Consider the following 17,028-nt stretch of genomic DNA (forward strand, 5'->3'; position numbering starts at 1 on the left):
CCGACTCCCGTCACACCTGGAGGAGCCGGGCACGCACAGGCAGCCGACCTATGCTCGCGGGCGGGAGCAGCGGCGCGTCCGCGCCGCCCGCGCGGACGGGGCCCCCATCGTGGGCCACCGCGCACGCGCGCACCACTCGGGGCGCCGCCAGCGAGACGAGGACGAGGAGAGCACGTGGCCAAGGACCGCAAGCCCGACGCCGACCGCAGCGGGGGCGGGGCGAGCCGCTCCGGCGGCGCGACGGGCAGGGGCGGCTCCGGCGCGCGGCCGGTCTCCACCACGAAGGGCGGCGCCGGCGCCCGCCCGTCCGGCCGGGGCCGCACCCGGCCGCCGACGCAGGTGGTCGCCCAGCAGCGGCCGTGGGGCCTGATCGCCGCCGCCGTCGCCGTCGTGGTCTTCGCCGCCGCGGCGATCACCTACGCGGTGGTGCAGGTGCGCCAGGCCGACGCCGAGCGGATCGACGCGATCGACGAGATCGCCGGCATCGAGAGCTTCGACTACGCCGCGGGCCAGGAGCACGTGACCACCCCGGTCGAGTACGACCAGTCGCCGCCGGTCGGCGGACCGCACGACGGCAACTGGGCCGACTGCACGGGCACCGTCTACGACGTCGACATCCGGCACGAGAACGCCGTCCACTCCCTCGAGCACGGCGCCGTGTGGATCACCTACGACCCCGACGAGGTCTCCGCCGACGACGTCGAGCGGCTGTCGGGCCTCGTCGACGGGATCTCCGGCCGGCTCATGTCGCCCTACGAGGGCCTGGACGCCGCGGTGAGCCTGCAGTCGTGGAACCACCAGCTGAAGGTGGACTCCGCCGACGACCCGCGCATCGAGCAGTTCGCCGACTTCCTGACCTTCAACGGCGACGTCGAGGGCCACTACCCCGAGATCGGCGCCAGCTGCGAGAACCCCGACTTCGCCGCCAGCCCGCTGGTCGCGGGCGAGGCGAGCACCCCGGTCGGCCCGAGCGACGCGCCGACCACGCCGACCACGGGCACCGAGGGCACCACCGAGAGCACCACGGAGTGAGGCCGCGATGACCGCCACCGCCACCCGTCCCGAGCAGGACGCGCCGGCCCCGGCGCCGCGCCCCCGCGGGCGCGGCCTGCGGGCGGCGCTGCTCGCCGTCATCGCCGTCGCGCTGGTGGCGCTCGGCGGCGGGCTGGCGGTCGGTCTGGGCATCGGGTCGAGCGGGACGCCGACGGCGGACTCGGTCGACGCCGGCTTCTCCCGCGACATGGCGGTGCACCACCGGCAGGGCGTGGAGATGGCCAACCTGGCGCTCGACCGCAGCGCCGACCCCGAGGTGCGCCAGCTCGCCTTCGACATCTCGAGCACGCAGACCAACCAGGCCGGGCAGATGGAGGGCTGGCTGGCTCTGTGGGGGCTCCCCCGCTCTGGCGGCGAGCACATGGCCTGGATGGGCGGGGAGCACGCCGGGCACGACATGTCCGGTGTGTCATCGGGCACCGACGGGGCGCTCATGCCCGGCATGGCCACCGAGACCGAGCTCGCCGAGCTGCGCTCGCTGACCGGCACGGAGTTCGACGTGCAGTTCCTGCGGCTGATGATCCGCCACCACCAGGGCGGCTTCGACATGGCGCAGTACGCGGCGGAGAACGCGTCCGAGCCGGCGGTGCGCACGCTGGCCCGCTCGATCGCCGAGACGCAGACCGCCGAGGTGACGACGATGGTCGGGATGCTCACCGCGCGGGGCGGGACGCCGCTGCCGGCGCCCTGACGCCCGCCGTCGGGACGGGCGGGAGCGGCTGGTAACTTCTCTCCTGCCCGGGCCCCCGTAGCTCAGGGGATAGAGCACCGCCCTCCGGAGGCGGGTGCGCAGGTTCGAATCCTGCCGGGGGCACCCACACGAGAACGGCCCGGACGGTCATCCGTCCGGGCCGTTCCGCGTCTTGCGTCCTCCAGTCCGACCGGGTCAGCGGTCGGGCGCTGTCTCCAGCGCCGGGGAGGCGACCGTGGCGGCACCCGGGACCGGTGCGTCGGCGGGCGCCTGCTCCCGCTGGCGCAGGCTGCGCTGGGCTCGGGCCGTCCGGAAGCGCGACAGCGCGGCGCGCTGCCCGAACGCCCCGGTCAGCCGGTCGAGGAAGATCGCCAGCAGCACCACGGCCAGCCCGCCCTCGAAGCCGGCGGCGACGTCGAGCTGGGTCACCGCCCGCACCACCACCGCGCCGAGCCCCGCAGCACCGAGCAGGCCCGCGGTGACCACCATCGACAGCGCCAGCATGATCACCTGGTTGACGCCGGCCATGATCGACGGCAGCGCCAGGGGCAGCTGCACCTCCCGCAGCACCTGCCCGGGCCGGGCGCCGAACGCCCGAGCGGCCTCCACGACCTCCCGGTCGACCTGCCGGATGCCGAGCTCGGTGAGCCGGACCCCGGGCGGGATGGCGAACAGGATCGTGGCCACCACACCGGGCACCACGCCCACGCCGAAGAAGAACACTGCGGGGATGAGGTAGACGAACACCGGCGTCGTCTGCATGAAGTCCAGCACCGGCCGGACGGCGACGCTCACCGCGCGGTGCCGCGCCGCCAGGATCCCCAGCGGGACGCCGATCGCCGCGGCGATGACGGCGGCCACGAGGACCAGCGCCAGGGTCTGCATCGTCTCGGCCCACAGCTCGAGCGACACCACCAGCAGGAACGCCAGCACGGTGTACAGCGCCAGCCAGGGTCCGCGCAGGAGCAGCGCGACGACGGCGAAGACGACGATCCAGACCACCGGCGGCGGCGTGACCAGCAGGTCGGTCAGGCCCTCGACGAGCGCCGACATGACCGCCGCGATCGCGTCGAACAGCCACGGCACGGTGGCCAGCAGCCAGTCGATGAGGTCGGACACCCACCGGCCGAGCGGGACGTGCGGCATCAGGAGCGCCTCCCCCGGACCGGGACGGCCGACAGCGCGTCGAGCACCGCGGCCCGCGGGACGACGCCGAGCAGCCGGCCGTCGTCGTCGAGGACGCCGAGCGGCACCGTGTGCCGCCCGACCAGGTGCACGAACTCCACGACGGGCCGGTCGGCGGCGATGGTCGCGTAGTCGGGGACGAGCTCGCGCGGGCCGAGGGCGTCCCGGCCCTCCTGCACCGCGCGCGCCAGCAGGTCGTCCCGGGCGACGCCGGCCACCCGCCGGTCGCCGTCGAGGACGTAGACGCCGTTGGCCTCCGCGGCGCCCAGCCGCCGCAGCACCTCCCCCGGCGGGTCGCCGAGCCGGGCGGTCATCCGCGGCTCGCGCAGCAGGTCGCCGGCGGTCAGCACCCGGGTCCGGTCGACGTCGGAGGTGAAGTCGGCGACGTAGTCGTCCGCGGGCGCCGAGATGATCTCCGGCCCGGTGCCCAGCTGGACCGTGCGGCCGTCCTTGAGCATGAGGATCCGGTCCCCGAGCCGCATGGCCTCGTTGAGGTCGTGGGTGATGAAGACGATCGTCTTGGCGAGCTCGGACTGCAGCCGCTCGAGCAGGTCCTGCATGTCGCGGCGGATCAGCGGGTCGAGGGCGGAGAACGGCTCGTCCATGAGCAGCACCTCCGAGTCGGCGGCCAGCGCCCGGGCCAGCCCGACCCGCTGGCGCATGCCGCCGGAGAGCTCCTCGGGCCGGGCGCCGGCGCGGTCGATCAGCCCGACCGTCTCCAGCGCCCAGTCCGCCCGCTCCCGCTGCACGGCCGCGGGGGCCCCGCGGACCTTGAGGGCGTACGCGGCGTTCTCCCGCACCGTGCGGTGCGGGAGCAGCGCGAAGTGCTGGAAGACCATGCTGACCTTCTCGTTGCGCACCGCGCGCAGCTCGGCGTCGTCGAGCGCCCGCAGGTCGCGGCCCTCGACCTCGACGGTGCCCGCGCTCGGCTCGATCAGCCGGTTGAGCAGCCGCACCAGCGTCGACTTCCCCGAGCCGGACAGCCCCATGACCACGAACAGCTCACCGCGTTCGACGGCGAAGTCGACGTCGTGGACGGCGAGCGTCGCGCCGGTCCGGCGCAGGATCTCGTCGCGCCCGAGCCCCTCGCCGGCCAGCCGCAGCGCCTCCCGCTCGCGCACCCCGAAGACCTTGGTCAGGCCCGTGACGCGCAGCACCGGGGCGGCCACGTCAGCCGATCCACTCGTCGATCCGGTCGGCGTGGGCGTCCACCCACTCGCGCGCCACCGTCGCCACGTCCTCGCCGTCGACGTCGACCCGCTTCTGCATCTCCTCCATCTCCTCGACGGAGATGCGGAAGTCCGTGAGCAGGTCGACGAACGCCGGCGCCTGCTCGCGCAGCTCGTCGCTGGCGGCGATGTTGGCGCTGTAGGAGGGCATCGCGCAGGCGCCGTCGCCGGTGGTCAGGCAGCCGTCGCTGTAGGGCGTGGGCTCCTCGAGCTGGACCATGTCGTACTGCGCGAACACCGCGTGCGGGTGGTAGAGGTACAGCACGATCGGCTCCTCGCGGCTGTAGCTGTTCTCCAGCTGCGCGAGCTCGGCCGCCTCGCTCGACACCACGTGCTCGAGGCCGATCCCGTAGCCCTGGAGGCGCTTGGCGTTCTGCTCGGTGGTGATGTAGCCGGGGTCGGCGTCGTAGAACTTGTTCCCCAGCTGGTCGGCGTACTCGTCGAGCTGCGTGACGCTGGTCAGCCCCTCGAGCGGGCCACCCGGCTCCACCGCGTAGGCGGGCACGAACCAGCCCTGCGAGGCGTCGCCGTAGGTCTCCGACACGATCTCGACCCGGTCGGCGGCGGAGTCGGCGAGCTCCTGCTGGTTGGGCAGGGCCACCTCGGTGAGCAGGTCGATGTCCCCGCGCTGGGCGCCGGCCCAGGCGGCGGCGGGGTCGAGCTGGGTGGTGGCCAGCGACGCGACCCCGAGGTCGGGGTGGTCGGCGGCGATCTCGCCGAGGATGCCGGTGGTCAGGCCGGCCGCGGTCCAGCTGAACTGTGCGGTCTGGACGGTGATGCCGTCGCCGCTGCCGGAACCGGCACCGGAGTCGGGCTGCTCGCTGGTGCAGCCGGCGACGGCGGCGGCCAGGACGGCGGTGAGGGCCACCGCGGAGGCGCGGGGCCGGAGGGTCGTGCGCTGCATGGGGGTCTCTTCCCTGGGAGTCGTCGGGCACGGAGGCCACGGCGTGAGGGGGCGCGCGACGAGGCGCAGGCCCTTCGACAGGGAGCCTGCGCCTCGTCCGGCGGTCGTGCTGGGCGGAGGTGTGCCGCCGTCACCCGGCGGTGGGACCGACCGGGGCGTCGCCGCGCAGGGTGATGCGGTGCATGACACGGCGCTGGTCGCCGTAGTCGCGGTTGGCGTAGTGCACCGTCGAGCGGTTGTCCCACATCACGACGTCACCGACCGACCAGCGGTGCCGGACGACGTGCTCGGGCTTGGTGATGTGCGCGTAGAAGAGGTCGAGCAGGTACCGGCTCTCGGCGTCGGACACGCCCTCGATGTGCGACACGAAGCCGGGGTTGACGAACAGCCCCTTGCGGCCGGTCTCGGGGTGCACGCGCACGACCGGGTGCGCGACGGGGACGAGCGCGCGGTACTCCTCGCCCTCCCACTTCGTGCGCTCCTCGCGCTGGGCGATGTAGTAGCCGAACTCGCGGGTGCCGTCGTGGACGGCGACGAGCTGGTCGGCCAGCCGCTGCACCGGCTCGGACAAGGAGCGGTAGGCGAGCTCCAGGTCGGCCCACTGGGTGTCCCCGCCGGTCGGCGGCAGGACGACGGCCCGCAGCACCGACCCCAGCGGCGGCCGCCGGACGAAGGTGACGTCGGTGTGCCAGATGTCGGCGAACCCGCCGGTGGCGCTGTCGAGCGCGTAGATCTCGGGGTGCTCCTCGTCGACGCCCGGGACCACGGGGTGCGACTCGGTGACCTCCCCCAGCCGGCGGCCGAGCGCGATCTGGCTGTCGGGGTGCAGGTCGTGCTGGCCGGCGAAGAACAGCACCTTGTACTCGGCGAGCGCGGCCCGGATGGCCCGGACCTGGTCGTCGGTGGCACGGGTGAGGTCGACGCCGCGGACGCGGGCGCCGATGGTCGGCTCGAGGCGCTCGAGCTCGAGGACGTCGACGTCGGCGGACCGGTTCGGGGCTGCGGCGAGCAGGGTCATGCGAGGACTCCGGGGGGGGTGCGGACGAGCGGGAGGACGGGTGGGCGGACGGTCCTCAGGCCCGACAGAGCGCGCTCGCGCACCGCAGCAGGTCGACGTGCCGGCGCTCGACGAGCGCCAACCGCACAATCCCGACCGACTGCATGGGGATTACCGTAGCGGTCGATCGGGTCCGGCGACACGCGGGTGCCCTCGTCCCGCGACCGCCGGAGGAAGCCGTGCCCACCACCGTCCGGGCCTACGCCGCCACGTCGGCCACCGCCCCGCTCAGTCCGACGACGATCGAGCTGCGGGACGTCGGCCCCCGGGACGTGCGCATCGACATCCGCCACGTGGGCATCTGCCACTCCGACATCCACACCGCCCGCAGCGAGTGGGGAGCCACGCGCTACCCGGTCGTCCTCGGCCACGAGATCGCCGGGGTCGTCGCCGAGGTCGGCGCGGAGGTGAGCCGGTTCCGCGTCGGCGACCGCGTCGGCGTCGGCTGCCTCGTCGACTCGTGCCGGCAGTGCCGGTACTGCCGGCGCGGGGACGAGCAGTTCTGCACCGAGGGTTACGTCGAGACGTACTCGAGCACCGGGCGGGACGGGCAGCCCACTCAGGGCGGCTACGCCGAGGGCATCGTCGTCACCGAGGACTTCGTCCTGCGCATCCCCGACGGGATGGCGCTCGACGCGACGGCTCCGCTGCTGTGCGCGGGCATCACCGTCTACTCCCCCCTGCGCCACTGGGGAGCGGGCCCGGGGACCCGGGTGGCCGTCGTCGGGCTCGGCGGGCTCGGCCACGTGGCCGTCCAGGTCGCGGCCGCCCTGGGGGCCGAGGTGACCGTGCTGTCCCAGTCGCTGCGCAAGCAGGAGGACGGCCTGCGCCTGGGGGCGGGGCACTACGCCGCCACCAGCGACCCGGACACGTTCCCCCGGCTGGCGGGCTCGTTCGACCTCGTCCTCAACACCGTCAGCGCGTCCGTCGACGTCGACGCGCACCTGTCCCTGCTCGACGTGGACGGCACGATGGTCAACCTCGGCATCCCGGAGCACCCGCAGTCGCTCGACGTGTCCTCACTGCTCATGCGGCGCCTCTCCTACGCCGCGTCGAACATCGGCGGCATCCGCGAGACGCAGGAGATGCTCGACTTCTGCGCCGCCCACGGCATCGCCGCGCAGATCGAGACCATCGGCATGGACCAGGTCGACGAGGCCTTCGACCGGGTGGTGGCCTCCGACGTGCGCTACCGCTTCGTGATCGACACGGCCACCCTCGCCTGACCCGCGGGCAGCGGAGGCCCGCGCGCCCCGGTCGGCGCCCTCCGATGACACCGGCACCGTTGGTTGCTGATCTCCGTGGCGGGGAAGAGGTATCGGACGACGCCGACCGGAACGAGCCGATGACTCCACGGACCTGGCCACGACGGCCCTGCCCCGAGACCACGGGGCCCCGCTACGACTGCGAACTCGCCTCCCCGGCGCAGCTGCGGCTCATGCGCGCCGAGCTGCGGAGGTGGTTGCCCGACCTGGCCGACGACCCGGACCTGGTGGGCGAGCTGCTCCTCACCCTCGACGAGCTGGCGTCCAACGGCCTGCGGCACGGGCTCCCGCCGGTGCGGGTGAGCGTCGCCCCGGCGACGGACGACCTGCTGCTCGCCGTCAGCGACGCCGCACCCGAGCGCACGCCGGAGCCGGCGACGGGACGGGACCCCGCGCAGGGCGGCATGGGCCTGAACCTGGTGGCCGACCTGGCGACCGCGTGCGGCTGGGACGTCCACGACGGCCGCAAGCACGTCTGGGCCTGCCTGTCCCGGGGTTGAGCGATCGGGACGCTCCCCCCGGGGAGGGACGCGCGCGGCGGACGCGGAACGCGGGGCGGCCGGCCCGGCGTTGTAACCCGCGGACGACGCGCCTCCCGGTGCGCGACCGAGGAGGGGACATGGACTACCTCAACCGCCTGCGCTCCGAGCGCCCGCTGCTCTACTGGCTCGTCCTGCTCGTCGGGTTCTGGCTGGCCTTCCAGCTCCTCCTGTTCGTCGCGCAGCTGCTGCTCGGCGGCTTCGCGCTGCCGACCTGGGCGCCCCTGGCACTCGTGCTCGTCGTGCTGGTGGTCGTCGCCCGGCGGCAACAGGGCCGCTGAGCACTCCCGGTCAGGGGACGGCGGCCGCGGGGGCCTCCGCCGGCGAGGTGGCCGGGCGGCGCGGGCGCAGCTGCACGACGACCACCGAGGCCAGCACCAGCAGACCGCCGGCGAGCTGGACCGGGGTCAGGGACTCCCCGAGCGTCAGGGCGGCCAGCGCGGCGGTGACGAGGGGCTCGGCCGTCGACAGGATCGCCGCTGTCGACGGGCCGGTGCGGCGCAGGCCGGCGAAGAAGGCGAGCATCGCGACGACGGTCGACACGACGGCGATGCAGCCGACCCACAGCCACCCGGCGGGCCCGAAGCCGAGGTCGGGCCCGCCTCCGGCGACGGCCCGGCCGGTGAGGGCCACGGCGGCGCCGGCCATGACCATCGCGGACAGGACCACCGGCGCCAGCCGGTGGACCACGGTGTCGCCGACGAGGATGTAGCAGGTGTAGGTGACGGCGGCGCCGAAGGCGAGCGCCACGCCCGCGCCGTCGAACCGCACACCCCCAGCGCCCAGCAGCACCAGCAGCGTGCCGCCGGACGCGACCAGCAGGGCCACGGCCCGCGCCGGGGTCAGCCGGTCGCGGCCGAGGAGCACCGCGGCCAGCGTGACCAGCGCCGGGTAGGTGTAGAGCACCAGCGCCACCAGCGACGCGTCGATGCGCTCCAGCGCCGTGAAGTACAGCGTCGCCTGGGTGGCGTAGCCGATGGCGCCCAGCGCGAGGGCGGTGAGCACGAGCCGCCGGCCGAGCGGCCGCCGCGGTCCCGGGCCGTCGGACCGCAGGTCGGGCCGCAGCGCGAGGACGCCGGCCAGCAGCAGCGCGGCGATGACGAAGCGCAGTGCCAGCAGCGCCTCGGGCCCGACGCCGGCGGCGTAGGCGAGCTTGCCGAAGACCCCCATCGCGCCGAAGCACGCCGCCGACAGCAGGCACAGTGCGAGACCCACGTCCGACAGCCTCACCCGGACGTCCCGTCAGCTCCAGCGACGGATCGTGGACCGCACTGGTTAGCGTTGCTGCATGGTCGAGTTCGATCTCCGCCGGCTGCGGGTGCTCCGCGAGCTGGAGCTGCGCGGCACGCTCGGCGCGGTGGCGGCGGCGCTCGGCTACACGCCGTCGGCGATCTCCCAGCAGCTGGCGGTCCTGGAGCGGGAGGCCGGGGCGCCGCTCCTGGAGCGGGCCGGCCGGGGCGTGCGCCTCACCGACGCCGGGCATCTGCTCGCCCGGCACGCCGGGGTCCTGCTCGCCGCTGCCGAGGCGGCCCGCGCGGACCTGGCGTCACTCGGCGGCGAGGTCCGCGGCACGGTGCGGGCGGGTGGCCTCCAGTCGGCCACCCGCCGCCTGCTCGTCCCGGCGGTGGCCGGCATGCGCGCCGAGCACCCCCTCGTGCGGGTCGAGGTGTCGGAGCTGGAGCTGGAGCAGGCGCTCCCGGAGCTGCGCTCGGGCAGCCTCGACGTCGTCGTCAGCGACGAGTACGACGGCCACCCGCGCCCGCGACCGGCGGGGCTGCGTTCCGCGGTGCTGCACGAGGAGCCGCTGCGGCTCGTCCTGCCCGCGGACCACCCGGCGGCCGCCGGCGGGCCGGTCGCGCTGGCGGACCTGCGCGACGACGTCTGGGTCGCCTCCGGCGCCGGGACCGGGCACACCGCGCTGGTCGTCGGCGCCTGCCGCTCCCTCGGCGGCTTCGAGCCGGACCTGCGGCACCGGTCCGACGACGCCGACGTCCAGCTGGAGCTCGTGCGCCGCGCCGGCGCCGTCGCCCTGCTGCCGGCGCTCACCCTGCCCGGGGGCGACCCGGCGCTGGCCGTGCGGGACGTCGCCGGGGCCGCCGTCCGCCGCCGGCTCGTCCTGCTCACCCGCGACCAGCCCGCTCCCCCGGCCCTGGCCGCCTTCCTCGACGCGGTGCGCAGCCGGGCGGACCGGCTCGGCTGACGCCGGGTCCGGACGCCGACCGCGCGGGCGCCCGGCCCCGGGCTGACGGCGGTCAGCCCGGGTAGGCGACCCAGCCGCCCGGCAGGGCGTCGGGCGGGGCGAGCGCGGGCTGCGGACCGCCGTCGAGGTCGGCCGCCGCGACCACCTCCTCGGCCCCCACGCCGAGCAGCACCCTGGTGACCTGCTGGGTGGAGTCGAGCAGGTCGTCGAGCGCGCGGTCGACGTGCGCGCCGGTGACCGCCTCGACCGGGTCCTGCTCGTGCAGCGCCTCGAGCACCGCGCGGCGCAGCAGCTCCTTGAGGAACGACGCCGTCACCCCGTCGGTGCGCTCGACGGCCCGCTCGACGTCGTCGCCGGTGAGCCGCAGCGGCACCGCGCGGCCGTAGAGCCGCAGCAGGTCGCGGCGCGCGGCGGCGTCGGGCAGGCCGACCTCGACGGCGACGTCGATGCGCCCCGGCCGCGCGGCCAGGGCGGGCTCGAGCAGGTCGGCCCGGTTGGTGGTCAGCACGAACAGCAGGTCGGCGTCGGGGGCGGCGCCGTCCATGGCGTCGAGCAGGTCGAACAGCACCGGGCTGCCGCCGGGCCCGAACGAGCGCTCGGCGGCCACCAGGTCGACGTCCTCGAGGACGACGACGGCCGGCTGCAGCTCGCGGGCCAGCTCGGCGACCGCGCCGATCGTCCCGAGGGAGCGGCCGGTGAGCAGCAGCCGGGTGTAGTCGTCCATCCGGCCGAGCAGCCAGCGCACGGTGTGCGTCTTGCCCGTGCCCGGCGGCCCGTAGAGCAGCAGGCCGCGCTTGAGGTGCTGGCCGGCGGCGCGCAGGCCGGCGCGGTGCTCGGCGACGCCCACGGCGTGCCGCTCGACCCGGTCGAGCACGACGGCGGGCAGGACGACGTCGTCGCGGGACAGACCCGGCGGCTCGAGGAAGGTGAGCTCGACGCCGCCCATCGGCGTCGGGGTGACCTCGACGAGCTGCCCGCGGTAGACGTTGCGCTCGCGGCGCAGCCGGTCGAGCTCGGCGAGCACGTCCTGGGCCGCCCGCACCGGCAGCCCCGCCACCTCCACCGACAGCGTGGGCCGGTGCTCGCCGGGACCCTGCACGAGCAGCACGTAGGAGCCGGTGGCGTCGGTGACCAGGAGCAGCGCCAGCCGCAGGCAGGCGAGCGTCGAGCCGGGACCGTCGGGCAGGTCGACCACCGCAGGGGCGCTCAGCCGCACCGGCGGCAGCGCCTCGCCGGTCATGAGCTGCTGCAGCGAGATGTCGCCGTAGTGCGGCGGGAGGACGACGCCGCGCACCTCCACCGTGCGCCCCTCGGCCGCGGTCCAGGCGTCGAGCGCGGTCTGCAGGTTGACGTGCTCGAAGCCCGACAGCGTCCGGGAGACGACGGACTCCGCGAGCCCGGCCGCGCCGAGCGACTGCCGCACCAGGGCCACGACCTCGTTGGCGCCCTGCGCCGGGGCGTGCAGCCAGTTGAGCAGCGACTGCAGCCCCTCGGCGAACCGCCTCGCCTCGTCGTCCGATGCTCCCGCCACGCTGCCCCCGCTCCGTCGCCCGGCTCCGGAGGCTAACGGTGTCCGCGGGGTCGCGCCTCAGCCGGCGGCGGGCAGCCCCACCAGGTCCAGCACCGCCCGGGCCGCACTGCCCGGCGGCGCGAGGAGGACGAGCTCGCGGCCGTGCCCGGCCAGCAGGTCGCGCATCCGGTGCAGCACCTGCACCCCGGCGCTGGCCAGCAGGGTCACCGCGGAGAGGTCGACGGTGAGCGGCAGCACGCCGCCGCGGGTGGAGGCCGCCATGGTGCGGTCGAGCTCCTCGACGCTGGTCACGTCGACCGGGCCGCTCACCCGCAGCCGCACCGGCCCGGCGGGCCCGTCGGGCTGGTCCGCCGCCACGCCGAAGGGCTCGCGGGGCGCTACGGCGGTGCCGCGGCCGACGTCGGAGCCGAGCATGGCCGGCCGGTGCAGCCGGTGCCGCAGGGTGACGACGGTGCCGGCGCCACCGGACCGCTGCACGTGCAGCGAGTCGGTGAGCTGCTGGGCGAGCAGCAGGCCGCGGCCGCGGTGCGAGGAGCCCGGGTCGGGGTCACGCCACCGGCCCTCGTCGGCGACGCGGCACTCGAGCACGCCGTCGGGCAGCAGCACCGCGTCGAGCCGGACCGGACCGGTCTCCCCGGGCGAGTAGGCGTGGTCGACGGCGTTGGCCACCGCCTCCCACACGGCGAGCTCGACCGCGCCCCGGTCCTCGGCGGTCGGGTCGAGCTCGTCGAGCCACGCGTCGACCGTCCGCCGCAGCCGGCGCACCTCGTCGCGGGCGGTGCCGGAGTCCACGTGCAGCGGCGGCACCGGCACGGGGAGGCGGTGCGCGGCCAGCGTCGTGACGTCGTCGTCGTAGCCGGTGCGGGTGAGCAGCTCGACGGTCAGCCGGCACAGCCGCTCGTCGGGTGTGCCCGGCGCGCCGAGCGGGAGGGCGCGGTTGGCGGCCGCGTCGGAGGCGACGGTGGCCAGTTCCGCCATGCCGTCGGAGATGCTGCGGAACGGCCGCTCGATGAGCCCGTCGCTGTAGAGGAGCACCGTCTCGCCGGGGGCGAGGACGTCGTCCGCGATGTCGGGGACGGCACCCGGGGCGGCGGTGCCGAGCGGCCCGGCCCCCACGGGGGCGAGGAAGCGGGTCGTCCCCTCCTCGTCCACGACCAGGGGCGGCGGCTGCCCACAGCAGGCGTAGCGGAGGGCGCCGGTCGCCGGGTCCAGGACGACGAGGGCCACGGTGGCGGCGTGCAGCCGCGGGTTGCGGGCGGCGAAGGCGTCCGCGCGGGCCAGCGCCTCGGCGGGGCCGACGCCCGCGAGCAGCGCGTCGCCGAGGACCGCGCGCAGCTGGCCCATCGCCGCCGAGGCCGCCACCCCGTGCCCGACGACGTCGCCGACGACGAGCGCCACGGTCCCCGCGGGCAGCGGGACCGCGTCGAACCAGTCGCCGCCGGCCACCTGGTCCCCCGCCGCCACCAGGTACCGGGCGGCGATCCGCGCCGCGGGCAGCACCGGCAGGGTGGCCGGCAGCAGCGCCTCCTGCAGCGCGGTGACCAGGGCCCGCGCGTCCCGGGCGCGCCGCTCGGCGTCGGCGGCCTGCTCCTGCGCGGCCTGCCGGGCCAGCACCTGCTCGGTGACGTCGTGGGCGAAGGTGGCCACGCCGTCGACCTCGCCGTCGGCCGAGCGGGTGGGCGCGAGGTGGAAGTCGAGGAAGACCTCCTGCAGCCCGCCGGTGCCGCCCGGGTCCACCTGCAGCCGCCACTCCCGGGCCACCCGGCTGCGGCCGGTCGTGAACACCTCGTCCAGCAGCTCGAAGACGTGCTGCCCCTCCAGCTCGGGCAGGGCCTCGCGGATCGGCAGGCCGACCAGGTCGTCGCGGCCGAAGAACTCCCGCATCGCGCCGTTGGCCGCGACGACGGCGTGCTGCGGGCCGCCGTAGACGCACAGGATGAGCGGCATCTGGTCGTAGGCGTCGCGGACCGCGGCCGCACCGCCGACCAGCCGGTCGGCGTCTGCTCCGCCGAGCTGCACCACGCGCCCACCCGTCCCGTGTCCTCCGACGCGAGCGCGCCGCGGCCGCCCCCTACCCCCGCGACCTGCGGGTCCATGCACCGGCGCGCCGTGCGGCACCCCGCCGGGCGGTCCTCCTGGCCCTCCGGCCCCCGGTGGCCGATGATCGGGTGATGACGGTCACCGCTCTGCCCTCGCGCGGGAGGTGGATCTGGGACGCGCGCGACCGGACCCGCGCGGTCCGCGTCTCGGCGCACGTCCCCCAGGGGCTGCTCAACCTGAGCATCTGGCGCGACGACGTGTGCGTCGGCACCGTCAAGCTGCGGCCGGACGAGGCCGCCGACCTGGTGTCCGGCCTGTCGGAGGGGCTCGCCCAGCTGGCCGCCGTGCCGGCCGGCCCGGCACCGGCCGACGCCCGGGTCCTCGACCTGGAGACGCGCCTGGCCGCGGTCGAGTCGCAAGTCGGGGCCGTGGTCGGGGCCGGGGTGGGAACGCCGGGATCCGCCCGCCGGTACCGCGCCGCGCCGCCCGCGCTGCGGATGGCCCGGGCGCTGGCCCGGCAGGTGCAGCAGCGCCTCGCGCCCGGTCCCCGGGCCCGCTGAGCCGGGGCCGGCCCGTGCGGGTCGTCTCCCTGCTGCCGTCGGCGACCGAGATCGTCTACGCCCTGGGCCTGGACGAGCAGCTGGTCGGCGTCACCTTCGAGTGCGACGAGCCGCCGCGGGCCCGCGCCGAGAAGGCCGTCGTCGTCGGCGGGCTGGACACCGCGGGGATGACACCGGCGGAGATCGACGCCGCCGTCCGGGCCCGGGTCGCCGCCGGGGAGGACCTCTACACGCTGCACGCCGGCGCCCTCGCGGCACTGGACCCCGACCTCGTCCTGACCCAGGACCTCTGCCGCGTGTGCGCGCTGCCCGCGGGCTCCGTCGACGAGGCGCTGGCCTCCCTGGGCTGCCGCGCCGACGTGGTGACCCTCGACCCGCACACCCTCGAGGACGTGCTGGCGACGATCACCACCGTCGGCGAGCGCACCGGCACCGCGCCGCGGGCCGCGGAGGTCGTGGCGGCCCTGCGCGCCCGGCTGGCCGCCGTCGCGGGCCGGGTGGCCGGCCGGCCCCGCCCGCGGGTGGCCGTGGTCGAGTGGGTCGACCCGCCGTTCCCGGCCGGGCACTGGGTCCCCGACCTGGTCACCGCCGCGGGTGGGCAGCCGGTGGCGTGCCGCCCCGGACAGCGGTCGGCCCCGGTCCCGTGGACGGAGTTCGCCGCGGCGCGGCCCGACGTCGTCGTGGTCGCCCCCTGCGGCTTCGGGCTCGCCGGGGCCGCCGGGCAGGCCGCGGAGGTCGCCGGCCGGCTGCCCGGCGTCCCGGTCTGGGCCGTCGACGGCGACGCGGTGGTCGTCCGCCCGGGTCCGCGGCTGGTCGACGGCGTGGAGGCCCTCGCCGCCGTACTGCACGGCGGGGAGGTGCCGCCGCACCTGGCGGTCCGGGTCGCCTGATCGGGGGCCCCGGACGCCGGGCCGCCGCCGGGGCGCCGCGGGGACCTCAGGCCGTGGGCGTGCGCCGGCGCGTGGTCCAGGCCAGCGCCAGCCCGGCGGTGCCGGTGACCGCGCCGACGATCCCCAGCACGAGCGCGGTGGTGGCGGTGCCGGAGCCGCCGTCGCTGCTCGCCGACGCCTCGGCGACGTCGGTGCCGGCCGCGTCCCCGCCGTCGCCGGCCGCGGTGCCGGCGAGCGTCAGCACCGGCGCCGGGTACTCCGGCTCCTCGCCACCCACCGTCGGCTCGATCCAGGCCGCCTCGGTGCCGTCGCTGTAGGTCTGCACGGCCGGGTAGCTCACCTCGTCGGCGTCCGGGAAGGGGCCGCCGGAGAGCGCGAACTCCATGAACTGGCCGGGGCCGATGCCCTGGCCCTCCTCGGCGCGGAACTCGACGACGGAGACGTACTCGGTGATCTCCTGGCCGTGGGACTCCAGCGGCTCGGGCAGCTGCGCCCGCGTGGTCGACACCGTCCAGCCGGCCACCGGCATGGCCCGCAGCGAGGCCATCGCGGCCTCCTCCGGGACCTGGATGCGGACGGCCACGGTGCTGGCGGTGTCGCTCTCGTTCGGCACGCGGAAGGTCAGCTTCCCGTAGCCGCCGGCGGCCGCGTCCTGCGACGAGACGGTGACGTGCGCCGAGGCGACCCCGGCGGTCGCCAGGAGCGCGGCCAGGCCGGCCGCCAGGACGACGGCCAGCCGGTGGATGGTGCGGGTCACGGTTCTCCTCGGGTCGGTGGTCGGCGCGGCACGGGGTCCCGCCGCGCCCCTCCCCCCTCTGGTCGTCGCGGGCGCCGTCCCGGTTCCCGTGTGCCCGGTCACGGGCCGTCGCGTGCCGGATCGGCGTGCGCACTAGCGTCGCGGCATGGAGCACACCGGGGTGCAGACCACCCGCGCCGGCGACGTCGAGATCGCCTACGAGACCTTCGGCTCGGCCGAGGACACACCGCTGCTGCTCGTCATGGGCCTGGCCACGCAGATGGTCGGCTGGCCCGACGAGTTCTGCCGGATGCTGGCCGAGCGCGGCCTGTACGTCGTCCGGTTCGACAACCGCGACATCGGCCTGTCCACGCACCTGCACGACGCCGGCGCGCCCGACGTGCTCGCCGTCATGGGCGGCGACCACAGCCGCGTCGCCTACCGGCTGGCCGACATGGCCGACGACACCGCCGCCCTGCTCGACGCCCTCGGCCTCGACAGCGCGCACGTCGTCGGCGCCTCGATGGGCGGGATGATCGCCCAGACCCTCGCCATCCGGCACCCGCGGCGGGTCCGCAGCCTCACCTCGATCATGTCGACGACGGGCGACCCCGCCGTCGGCTCCCCCGCCGAGGCCGCGATGGGCGTCCTGCTCGCCCCGCCGGCCACCGACCGCGACGGCGCCGTGCAGCGCGCCGTCGACACCTACCGCGTCATCGGGTCGCCGGGCTTCGAGTTCGACGAGACGGCGCTGCGCGACCGGGCCGGGCTGTCCTTCGACCGGGCGCACGACCCGGCCGGCGTCGCCCGCCAGCTGGCCGCGATCCTCGCCAGCCCCGACCGCACGGCCGACCTCGCGTCGGTCGCCGTCCCGACGCTGGTCGTGCACGGCGAGCAGGACGCGCTGGTGAACGTGTCCGGCGGCCGGGCGACGGCGGCGGCGATCCCGGGCGCCGAGCTGCTCGTCGTCGACGGGATGGGCCACGACCTGCCGCGCGAGGTGTGGCCGCAGCTGGTCGACCGGATCACCGCGCTCGTCGACCGGGTCGAGCGGACCTGAGCGGGCGGGGGGGGGGGGGGGGGGGGGGGGGGGGGGGGGGGGGGGGGGGCGGGGGGGGGGGGGGGGGGCGGCTCGAGGCTCCTCCTGC

Annotated in this window: 18 protein-coding genes and 1 tRNA gene; 10 read left to right on the top strand and 9 right to left on the bottom strand. The window is 76.2% G+C overall.

The window, feature by feature from the left end; all coding sequences use genetic code 11:
- Positions 1 to 174 precede the first annotated feature (174 nt).
- From ACI79X_RS02585 to ACI79X_RS02595, 3 genes are all read left to right on the top strand, one after another.
- Positions 175 to 1,032 carry a DUF3105 domain-containing protein gene (locus ACI79X_RS02585; RefSeq protein ID WP_457023846.1) on the top strand — a complete coding sequence of 286 codons (858 nt, stop codon included), beginning with the start codon at positions 175 to 177 and terminating at the stop codon, positions 1,030 to 1,032.
- Between the two features lie 7 nt (positions 1,033 to 1,039).
- The gene (locus ACI79X_RS02590; protein ID WP_457023847.1) at positions 1,040 to 1,744 is read left to right on the top strand and encodes a DUF305 domain-containing protein; all 705 of its coding nucleotides are present in this window, start codon (positions 1,040 to 1,042) and stop codon (positions 1,742 to 1,744) included.
- 51 nt (positions 1,745 to 1,795) lie between these two features.
- Positions 1,796 to 1,867 (top strand) — tRNA-Arg (locus ACI79X_RS02595).
- Between the two features lie 72 nt (positions 1,868 to 1,939).
- Here ACI79X_RS02595 and ACI79X_RS02600 read toward each other — a convergent pair.
- The 5 genes from ACI79X_RS02600 to ACI79X_RS02620 all read right to left on the bottom strand — a co-directional run bounded on the left by ACI79X_RS02600 (position 1,940) and on the right by ACI79X_RS02620 (position 6,225).
- Positions 1,940 to 2,890: an ABC transporter permease gene (locus ACI79X_RS02600; protein WP_457023848.1), complete on the bottom strand. Its 951-nt coding sequence runs from the start codon at positions 2,888 to 2,890 to the stop codon at positions 1,940 to 1,942.
- Positions 2,890 to 4,098 carry a quaternary amine ABC transporter ATP-binding protein gene (locus tag ACI79X_RS02605; RefSeq protein WP_457023849.1) on the bottom strand — a complete coding sequence of 403 codons (1,209 nt, stop codon included), beginning with the start codon at positions 4,096 to 4,098 and terminating at the stop codon, positions 2,890 to 2,892. The genes ACI79X_RS02600 and ACI79X_RS02605 overlap by 1 nt, the downstream gene beginning before the upstream one ends.
- A 1-nt stretch (position 4,099) precedes the next feature.
- Positions 4,100 to 5,062, bottom strand: a complete 963-nt coding sequence (locus ACI79X_RS02610) for a glycine betaine ABC transporter substrate-binding protein (protein ID WP_457023850.1) — start codon at positions 5,060 to 5,062, stop codon at positions 4,100 to 4,102.
- Positions 5,063 to 5,192: 130 nt separating this feature from the next.
- Positions 5,193 to 6,080: a TauD/TfdA dioxygenase family protein gene (locus ACI79X_RS02615; RefSeq protein ID WP_457023851.1), complete on the bottom strand. Its 888-nt coding sequence runs from the start codon at positions 6,078 to 6,080 to the stop codon at positions 5,193 to 5,195.
- 55 nt (positions 6,081 to 6,135) lie between these two features.
- Positions 6,136 to 6,225: a putative leader peptide gene (locus ACI79X_RS02620; protein WP_425432424.1), complete on the bottom strand. Its 90-nt coding sequence runs from the start codon at positions 6,223 to 6,225 to the stop codon at positions 6,136 to 6,138.
- Positions 6,226 to 6,298: 73 nt separating this feature from the next.
- Here ACI79X_RS02620 and ACI79X_RS02625 point away from each other — a divergent pair, with 73 nt between their 5' ends.
- The 3 genes from ACI79X_RS02625 (at position 6,299) to ACI79X_RS02635 (ending at position 8,204) form a co-directional block, all read left to right on the top strand.
- Positions 6,299 to 7,345 (top strand): NAD(P)-dependent alcohol dehydrogenase, encoded by a 1,047-nt coding sequence (locus ACI79X_RS02625; protein WP_457023852.1) that lies wholly within the window; start codon positions 6,299 to 6,301, stop codon positions 7,343 to 7,345.
- A gap of 119 nt (positions 7,346 to 7,464) precedes the next feature.
- Entirely contained in the window at positions 7,465 to 7,884 is a 420-nt protein-coding gene (locus tag ACI79X_RS02630; RefSeq protein WP_457023853.1) for an ATP-binding protein, read from the top strand.
- Between the two features lie 119 nt (positions 7,885 to 8,003).
- Entirely contained in the window at positions 8,004 to 8,204 is a 201-nt protein-coding gene (locus ACI79X_RS02635) for a hypothetical protein (RefSeq protein ID WP_457023854.1), read from the top strand.
- 10 nt (positions 8,205 to 8,214) lie between these two features.
- Here ACI79X_RS02635 and ACI79X_RS02640 read toward each other — a convergent pair whose 3' ends face one another.
- The gene (locus tag ACI79X_RS02640) at positions 8,215 to 9,138 is read right to left on the bottom strand and encodes a DMT family transporter (RefSeq protein WP_457023855.1); all 924 of its coding nucleotides are present in this window, start codon (positions 9,136 to 9,138) and stop codon (positions 8,215 to 8,217) included.
- 73 nt (positions 9,139 to 9,211) lie between these two features.
- Here ACI79X_RS02640 and ACI79X_RS02645 point away from each other — a divergent pair, with 73 nt between their 5' ends.
- Positions 9,212 to 10,123, top strand: coding sequence for a LysR family transcriptional regulator (locus tag ACI79X_RS02645; protein WP_457023856.1), 912 nt, complete (start codon positions 9,212 to 9,214; stop codon positions 10,121 to 10,123).
- Between the two features lie 52 nt (positions 10,124 to 10,175).
- Here the strand turns inward: ACI79X_RS02645 and ACI79X_RS02650 are convergent, their stop codons facing one another.
- Positions 10,176 to 11,654 (bottom strand): AAA family ATPase, encoded by a 1,479-nt coding sequence (locus tag ACI79X_RS02650; RefSeq protein WP_457023857.1) that lies wholly within the window; start codon positions 11,652 to 11,654, stop codon positions 10,176 to 10,178.
- A gap of 57 nt (positions 11,655 to 11,711) precedes the next feature.
- Complete coding sequence (locus ACI79X_RS02655; RefSeq protein ID WP_457023858.1) at positions 11,712 to 13,676, bottom strand: SpoIIE family protein phosphatase; 1,965 nt, start codon at positions 13,674 to 13,676, stop codon at positions 11,712 to 11,714.
- A 149-nt stretch (positions 13,677 to 13,825) separates the two neighbouring features.
- On the opposite strand from ACI79X_RS02655, the gene ACI79X_RS02660 reads away from it, so the two are divergent.
- Both ACI79X_RS02660 and ACI79X_RS02665 read left to right on the top strand, forming a co-directional pair.
- Positions 13,826 to 14,254: a hypothetical protein gene (locus ACI79X_RS02660; RefSeq protein ID WP_457023859.1), complete on the top strand. Its 429-nt coding sequence runs from the start codon at positions 13,826 to 13,828 to the stop codon at positions 14,252 to 14,254.
- A 14-nt stretch (positions 14,255 to 14,268) separates the two neighbouring features.
- Positions 14,269 to 15,144 (top strand): ABC transporter substrate-binding protein, encoded by an 876-nt coding sequence (locus ACI79X_RS02665; protein ID WP_457023860.1) that lies wholly within the window; start codon positions 14,269 to 14,271, stop codon positions 15,142 to 15,144.
- A 46-nt stretch (positions 15,145 to 15,190) separates the two neighbouring features.
- Here ACI79X_RS02665 and ACI79X_RS02670 read toward each other — a convergent pair whose 3' ends face one another.
- Positions 15,191 to 15,901, bottom strand: a complete 711-nt coding sequence (locus ACI79X_RS02670; RefSeq protein ID WP_457023861.1) for a YcnI family protein — start codon at positions 15,899 to 15,901, stop codon at positions 15,191 to 15,193.
- A gap of 145 nt (positions 15,902 to 16,046) precedes the next feature.
- On the opposite strand from ACI79X_RS02670, the gene ACI79X_RS02675 reads away from it, so the two are divergent.
- Positions 16,047 to 16,940, top strand: coding sequence for an alpha/beta fold hydrolase (locus ACI79X_RS02675; protein ID WP_457023862.1), 894 nt, complete (start codon positions 16,047 to 16,049; stop codon positions 16,938 to 16,940).
- The last annotated feature ends 88 nt before the right edge of the window (positions 16,941 to 17,028 follow it).

The organism is Geodermatophilus sp. SYSU D01119 (assembly GCF_054049975.1).

Coding starts and splice junctions, on each gene's coding strand:
- ACI79X_RS02590 (WP_457023847.1), top strand. CDS start 1,040: ATGACCGCCACCGCCACCCGTCCCGAGCAGGACGCGCCGGCCCCGGCG.
- ACI79X_RS02600 (WP_457023848.1), bottom strand. CDS start 2,890: ATGCCGCACGTCCCGCTCGGCCGGTGGGTGTCCGACCTCATCGACTGG.
- ACI79X_RS02610 (WP_457023850.1), bottom strand. CDS start 5,062: ATGCAGCGCACGACCCTCCGGCCCCGCGCCTCCGCGGTGGCCCTCACC.
- ACI79X_RS02615 (WP_457023851.1), bottom strand. CDS start 6,080: ATGACCCTGCTCGCCGCAGCCCCGAACCGGTCCGCCGACGTCGACGTC.
- ACI79X_RS02620 (WP_425432424.1), bottom strand. CDS start 6,225: ATGCAGTCGGTCGGGATTGTGCGGTTGGCGCTCGTCGAGCGCCGGCAC.
- ACI79X_RS02630 (WP_457023853.1), top strand. CDS start 7,465: ATGACTCCACGGACCTGGCCACGACGGCCCTGCCCCGAGACCACGGGG.
- ACI79X_RS02635 (WP_457023854.1), top strand. CDS start 8,004: ATGGACTACCTCAACCGCCTGCGCTCCGAGCGCCCGCTGCTCTACTGG.
- ACI79X_RS02645 (WP_457023856.1), top strand. CDS start 9,212: ATGGTCGAGTTCGATCTCCGCCGGCTGCGGGTGCTCCGCGAGCTGGAG.
- ACI79X_RS02660 (WP_457023859.1), top strand. CDS start 13,826: ATGACGGTCACCGCTCTGCCCTCGCGCGGGAGGTGGATCTGGGACGCG.
- ACI79X_RS02675 (WP_457023862.1), top strand. CDS start 16,047: ATGGAGCACACCGGGGTGCAGACCACCCGCGCCGGCGACGTCGAGATC.